Origin of the sequence: [Flexibacter] sp. ATCC 35208 (genome assembly GCF_001975825.1) — a bacterium.
Lineage (GTDB): Bacteria > Bacteroidota > Bacteroidia > Chitinophagales > Chitinophagaceae > Chitinophaga.
This window is the reverse complement of record NZ_MTKN01000128.1, coordinates 1-7,551: the sequence shown is the minus strand read 5'-3', so window position 1 is coordinate 7,551 and position 7,551 is coordinate 1. Positions and strand designations below refer to the sequence as shown.

Annotated in this window: 3 protein-coding genes; all 3 read left to right on the top strand. The window is 43.3% G+C overall.

The features are described 5' to 3' along the window. Positions 1-307 (top strand): hypothetical protein (locus BW716_RS34105; protein ID WP_220388903.1); only part of this gene is annotated, 307 nt, incomplete at its 5' end. Between the two features lie 12 nt (positions 308-319). Then, the gene (locus BW716_RS34100; RefSeq protein ID WP_083730524.1) at positions 320-6,955 is read left to right on the top strand and encodes a PA14 domain-containing protein; all 6,636 of its coding nucleotides are present in this window, start codon (positions 320-322) and stop codon (positions 6,953-6,955) included. Positions 6,956-6,990: 35 nt separating this feature from the next. Beyond that, on the top strand, positions 6,991-7,551 hold a 561-nt coding region (locus BW716_RS34095), incomplete at its 3' end, for a hypothetical protein (protein WP_143709209.1).

Sequence of the window (7,551 nt, the reverse complement as noted above, 5' to 3'; positions counted from 1 at the left end):
TTTTCCCTCCGGGGGTACCTGCAAGCAGCTTAATATCACTCTGGATACCGCTGCACAAAGGCTGATTTCCATGGAATACATTATCCGCACATCCTTATTGATGGATGAACAATCACAGGGAGATGTGCCGGATAAATATGAGGAATATGCTTTTGTAAAAGCCACCTTTACTGGTTACAGGGAATTGAAAAAGAACCTGCGACTGTTCGATGAGCGTAATTATTTTTTTAAAGCAGGTGCCGAATTTAAAGTAGCACCTGCCTATGAAGATTATACCATTTTTGTTGGCTCACCAGGCCTGCAATAAATCTAAATAAATATGATACTGGATTTAGCTGCAAAGGGGAAGAAGGCATTTGCCATTACGATGCTGGCCCTACTATACATTCAAACAGTCATTCCTGCTTATTCATTGGCTGCTGCAAAAAGCTTTCCGATGAAAGGAATAAATGGAGTGGTTGTCAACCCCTCAATTCATAAAGTGCCGGCTATTTATAAGGCTGTTACGCCTGGTACTTATAAGGACTTCCCTCCAGGTACCAATAATGGCCTCCTGCCTGTTACCAATAATGTGTCGACGACTGCTACTGCCAGGATAGGCGGACCGGGTCAACCTGAAATGCAGGCCTTCACCTCTGTGAGCAGCGACAATATGGTCGACCTGTTCTCCGGAGATTTCTCTTATTCAATCCCCCTGCTGGATGTAGGCGGATATCCGATTGCCCTTGGTTACAATAGCGGTATCTCCATGGATCAGGAACCCAGCTGGGTAGGACTTGGATGGAATATTAATCCAGGTACGATCACACGTAACCTGAGAGGTATCCCTGACGATTTTGATGGCAAAGATAGTATTCGTAAAGTCCAATATATTAAGCCTACACAAACATGGGGAGTGAACCTGGAGGTAGGTTATGAACTCTTTGGTAAACCCTCAGAGACGGCGCAGTCAAGTGATAGTTCCATTGGTACCATTTCATTTGGTCTAGGTTTCACACATAATAACTATAAGGGATATGGTATTGAATCTTCCCTCTCCGCCGGGTTGAATGCTGGTTCCAAAACGTTCCCCGGGTTATCAGGAGGGTTGTCATTGACAAATAGTTCCACTGATGGTCTCACTGCCGGGGTTTCCCTTTTTGAAAGTGTCAGCGCGAAGGATGGTGATTTAGAGTCAAAATCAGCATCCACCTCGGCATCTGTCTCAGCTTCCTACAATACGCGCGCTGGTTTGAAAGACCTGCAGCTATCAGTAGGTACCCGTTTATACCAGGTTATGCAGAAAAGTAAAGTAGATGCTAACTATAGAAACCCTTCATCATCAGGTGTATTCGGAACCAGCATTTCATTTGCCAAACCTGCTTACATGCCTACGATCACGATGCCATATACAGGTTCTGCTTATAGTTTTTCTGCGAAGATAGGTACTACGACTATTGCATACCATCCATTTATAAAGGGGGAATATAGCCATTCCAAACAATATATAGCAGATGAAGATACTTCGCTCTCTCTGCCCGCATTTGGTTACCTAAATTACCAGGATGCAAATGAAAAGCCCGCTTCCCTGCTGGATTATAATATAGAAAAGGAAATGCCCTACAGGGAAAAGCCTGCTATACCTACTATTGGTATTCCTGCTTATACCTATGATGTATTTTCTATTACAGGTGAAGGAACAGGTGGTATGTTCCGTGCATACAGGGGGGATATCGGTTATGTGTATGATCACCAAATGAAAACCAAAGATGGTTCTACCAGTGGAAATGTCGACCTGGGTTTTGGGCAATCCTTCCATTGGGGTGGTGATTTCAACCTGGTACGTGCCAGCACTGAAGTAAATCCATGGACAGCCCGTAACTATATGGCATTGGAAGTTCCTTTTAAAAGTTCAACGGGTTTATATGAAGCAGCTTATTTCCGTAACCCGGGAGAAACAACCGTGAATGATAAAGACTGGTATGATGCTCTTGGGGGTGATGAAGTAGTCACTACCCGTCTGCAACACCTTAGTAGCAGTAGTGCACGAATGTACGCCCTCAATATACTGGACAGATACAAAGCTTTTTCAAAAGATAGTTTTGTAACCGTGACCAGTGAAACGGCGGGTAGAATGAAACGTGATAAACGTACACAGGTCATTTCTTATCTCACCGCTGAAGAAGCAACGACTGCAGGACTTTCACAATATATAGACAACTATGCGGTAAACACTTTCCCACTGCAAAGTTGCGATGTTACTTATCCTTCTGACCTCACAGATAGCATGCAGGGCTTAAGAGGTGATTACTACAGTGGACGAAATTTTAAATCTTTCCTTTTTAGCAGAACAGATACAGTGGTGAACTTTGCTAACCTTACAGAGATCAATGTAAATAAGCCTGAAGGCATATCTACGATCAGGCATAATTTTTCTGTGCGCTGGACCGGGAGATTAAAGACAGACGTGACAGGTAGATATGTTGTTTCTACACGCAGTGATGATGGTATCAGGTTATACATAAATGATTCTCTCGTGTTTCAAAGGTGGACAGATCATCCTGATAGTAAGGCGGATTCTGCTGTACTTAACCTGGTAGCTGGTGAGACGTATACTATCAAAATGGAGTATTACCAGAAAGACGAGCGCGGTGTAGCGAAATTACAATGGAAATATGCCGGATTACCCAATCAGTTTGTTCCTAAACCAAATCTATATCTCACACCTGCAAAAGATACTTTCCAAATTGAGGATGGTGCTATTGCAAGAGAAAAGCGTGTCAATACTTTCAGGAAGAGCAATCACTTCTCTGAGATCGATGTACTGAATGCTGATGGGCGCCGTTACATATACGGTATCCCAGTATATAATTTTTTGCAAAAAGATGTTTCTTTTTCTGTGAATACAGATAGTGGTAGTATCGCTGAAGGGCTGGTTGGTTACATTCCAGGAAAAGACAATACCACTGCTAACAGAAATGGTATTGATAACTACCTCAGTAAAGAAGAAACGCCCGCATATCCTCATTCCTTCCTGCTTACAGGTATCCTGAGCCCGGATTATGTGGATCTCACCGGAGATGGCATTACACCCGATGACAGGGGCGATGCCATCAAGTTCAATTATTCGAAGATGGCAGATAAGAACAACCCGGAAAGATGGCGTACTCCTTATTCAAAGAAGGCGACCTATAACCCCAATTTATTGACCGACAACAGGGATGATAAAGGAAGTTATGTATATGGTGAGAAAGAATTGTGGTACCTCAACTCCATAGAGTCAAAAAATATGATAGCTACCTTCTGGGTGAGCAACAGGGAAGATATGCCGGGCATGGATGAGGATGGAAACCTGCAGGCAATAGGCCAGCACAAGAAACTGGACTCTATCAAGGTGTACTCCAAATCAGATTTCCTGAGTTATGGTACAAAAGCATTGGCAATAAAAACAGTTCACTTTCAATATAGTTACTCTTTATGTAAAGGTGTGAATGCAAGTGAGCCAACAAAAGGCAAACTGACACTTGAAAAGGTTTGGTTCACCTACAATGGTAATCAACGTGCAGATAAGAATGCATATGTGTTTGGCTATAATAGCAACAATCCTACATATGCCACTAAGAACTATGACAGATGGGGTAATTATAAAGATGCCGCACAAAACCCGGGTAGTCTGAATAATGCTGAATATCCATACGCATTACAGGATAGTACACTGGCAGCTCAGAATATGGCCGCCTGGACACTGGATCGGATAAAACTCCCATCCGGAGCCACCATGAAAGTAGATTATGAAAGTGATGATTATGCCTATGTACAGAACAGGCGTGCAGCACAGATGTTTCATGTGGCAGGTGTATACACAGGTATTCCTTCCCAGGCAAACCTGACAACAAACCTTTACAGCAGTAGCAGTACCAGTAATGAACATCTGTATGTGGGTGTAAATGTACCAAAGGCCATAACTGATGAAGAGGTATATACCCGTTATCTCGAAGGCATGGATACGCTGTTTTTCAAAATGTTTGTAAAGATGCCAACGGATAAATTCGGGAGTGGGGGTGAGTATGTAAACTGTTATGCCACACTTGATCCGGGCAACTATGGAACCTTTAACGATGGTAATAGCATCTGGTTCAAACTACAGGCTATCAATAGCTCCGGCGAAGTCAGCAGCGGGGGGTATAGTCCGTTAGCAAAAGCAGCGATGCAGTTCCTGCGCCTGAACCTTTCTTCCAAAGCATACCCCGGATCAGAGACGAGTGATGATCTCACTCCTCTGGATGGTGCAAAAATGCTCTTATCGCAGGTCACTAACCTGACCGAAATGATCACGGGTTTTGATAAAAGCGCCCGGATTAAAGGTTGGGCAAAAACCTTTGATACTACCCGCTCTTTTGTACGACTGGCCAATCCTTATTATAAGAAATATGGAGGTGGACTTCGTGTAAAACGGATCAGTATCTATGATAACTGGGATGCAATGACCAGTCAGAAACAAGCTGTATATGGCCAGGAATATACCTATACGACCACTAAAGATAGCTTAACGATTAGTAGTGGGGTGGCCATCTGGGAACCTACCATTGGGGGTGAAGAAAATCCATGGCGATTACCTATTCAGTATAAACAGCAGTCAGCCGTTTTGGCGCCTGTCAGTTCGGGTTATGTAGAAAGACCATTGGGCGAAACCTTTTTCCCTGGTCCCTCAGTGGGATATAGCAGGGTCAAGGTACGATCCATCAATACAAAGCTAAAACGCTCTGCAAATGGCTATTCAGAAACCTGTTTCTATACCAGCTATGATTTTCCCACTATTACAGACATGACCCCGCTGGGTGATAATAAGAAAAGGTTTAAACCCACACTGGCCAATTTGCTACGCATCAATGCCCGTCATTACATGGCGGTTAGCCAGGGATTTAAAGTAGAGTTGAATGATATGAATGGGAAGATTAAATCACAGTCATTATTTGGAGAAGCGGATTCAACGAATGCAATCACCTCTACTCATTATCATTACCACACGGATGATGCAACAGCTACGTTTAAGCACCTGAACAATACGGTAAAGGTGATCAGTGCAGAAGGGGTGATCGATACAGCCGCCACAGTAGGTAAGGATGTGGAGCTAATGATGAGTATGAGAGAACAACGTTCTGTAACACAGTCATTCAATCTGAATATTAATAGTGATGGATTTTTGGTGGGTACTTTCTGGGCAATCATTCCGAGTCTGTTGAATATCGCACAACGTGAAGAAGTCATCTTCAGAGTAGCAGGTACCATGAAAGTAGTCAATCGTCATGGACTATTGGATAGTGTTGTGGCCATTGATAAAGGCAGCAGGGTGGTGACACGGAATATGTTGTATGATGGGGAGTCTGGCTCCGTAGTACTGACCAGTACCCAGAATGAATTTAATGACCCGATATACAATTTCTCTTTACCGGCAGGCTGGATTTATGATGGGATGAGTGGGGCCTATAAGAATATCGGGGCTACAGCAGATAATGTAACTATTAAGGAGGGGAAGATAATATCAGGATTGGACTCAGCTATGGTGGTTAGCTATTTCTCTGCAGGTGATGAAATACTGGTTTATACCAGGCAGAAAACGGGTGGTACGGATTGTGAACCTGAAATTGCTACCTGGCCTGCATTGAGCAGATTATATGCAGTTGATGCCAATGCCATTAGCGGAGGAGATCCTGCTATTTATTTTGTAGATAAAGATGGAGCTCCTTTCACTGGCACAGAGGTAACGATGAAGGTGACAAGGTCTGGCAGAAGAAACTTATCGGTTTCAGCAGGGGAGGTCGCTATGTTGGAAAACCCTATTTCAAGTGGTACATCATTGGTGATTGATGAAAATTCACGCGTATTAGCAGCCAGTGCTACAGAATATAGCCAGTTTTGGAAAGTGACAGATGTAAAGAAGGTAGATTCAGTGACCAGTTGTATACAGCAAACTTATGCTGACTATAATAGCGGTTGTGGTCTGCATGTATATGGTAATGATAGCATAGGGGGCTATTACACCATAGAATGTACAAGTGGCTCCGCAGATCCTGTTTATTATAGTATACCAAGAGATCAGTATTCATCAACAGTGAGTCAGGCTGCCGCCAATGCACTCGCGCAGGCTGCACTGGATTCCATCGGGCCAATATACGCGGCAATGAATAGTACCTGCGTAGAAACCTGTAATCTGACAGCATATAAGAAAGATGATTCTGAAGACCTCCCATCCTTTGAAGTGATTGCGATCAATAACGAAACGGGCGTGAGTTACCAGGTAGGTGGCGGAGAACAGGTGACTCAATTCCCTGTCTGTAAGGCGATTCCGGAGGGCTCCTATACCGTCAGGATGGCGGCCATGGAAACCTGTTATGCATATTCTGCGGATTCTACAGAGTATGAGCTGAGCGATGATACCTATCAGACTTTTCAATCCAGTACACCGATCAATGTTTTGCTGTCAAGAAATAAAAGAAAATATAATACTTCATTTAGTGTAAGTGTGTCTAAGAATGATTGTGACTCGGGTTATGTAGGCTCCTCCGTATCTGTCACCATAGCAGCAGGCTTGTATTATTCTTATGTATCTGTAGCCGATGCCAACAACAAAGCGGCTGCTGCAGTCGATACCTCCTCATTACAAACACAGGCTAATAATTCAGGCACCTGTCTGGATGCTACGCACCTGATCGTAAAAGCCAAAGATGGGTATAGCCCGTCACCGGTAGAGGTAACCTATGCAACAGATGCCGGATTCTCAAATACGGTACAGCTCTTTGCAATGGTGGATAGTATATATACGACAATATCATCTGCTATGTGGAATATTACATTCAATCCGCAAACAACATCTTATACTTATCATATATCTATCAATGGGGGAGATACACAAACATTTACTACCGCAACGACTTATCACATCAGTGGGCCGCCGTTAACCATCGAAATCTGGTAGTAATCATTATTTCCTTAACTGTCTGAATATAACACATGAAAAAATATATCCTTATAGCAATAATGCTGATTGGCAGCAACGCGTACGGACAATCCTGTACCTGCGAGTGCCTGAAACCATTGTTCGATTATGTGATCACATCCGGTCGTCTGTTTACAAAAGAGACAGATCATATTATCCTGGCATCTCTCATGACTGATGCCCGGAATGCAGGCTATGACGTGTCTTATACACAATGTGCAATTCTGTATAAGAATATCAATAATTATTTCTACGCCACTTCTGCTGATGCCACCAGTACCAAATACGTAGCACGTATCGGAGACTGTACGATCAATATCAAATCATCCAGCTCAGTTACGTTTGCGAATCTTGTCAGTGATGCGTGTTCAGGCACAGGTGATGTGGTGACTTATCATACTAAAACCAGCAGTACATCTGTGGCTACTTTGTCTGTAGATAGCTGTTATACCTGCACCATAGTGGCATCCAGTCTGTGTTACAGCGCTGTTACTGATACAAGTGTAAATGCATATACATATGGACTGGCGGGCAACTGGCGGGCGTTGAAGAGTTATGTTTATTATGGTAGCCGT

What these genes read in the sequence shown, in the direction of transcription:
- BW716_RS34100 (WP_083730524.1), top strand. Translation starts at nt 320, where the DNA reads ATGATACTGGATTTAGCTGCAAAGGGGAAGAAGGCATTTGCCATTACG.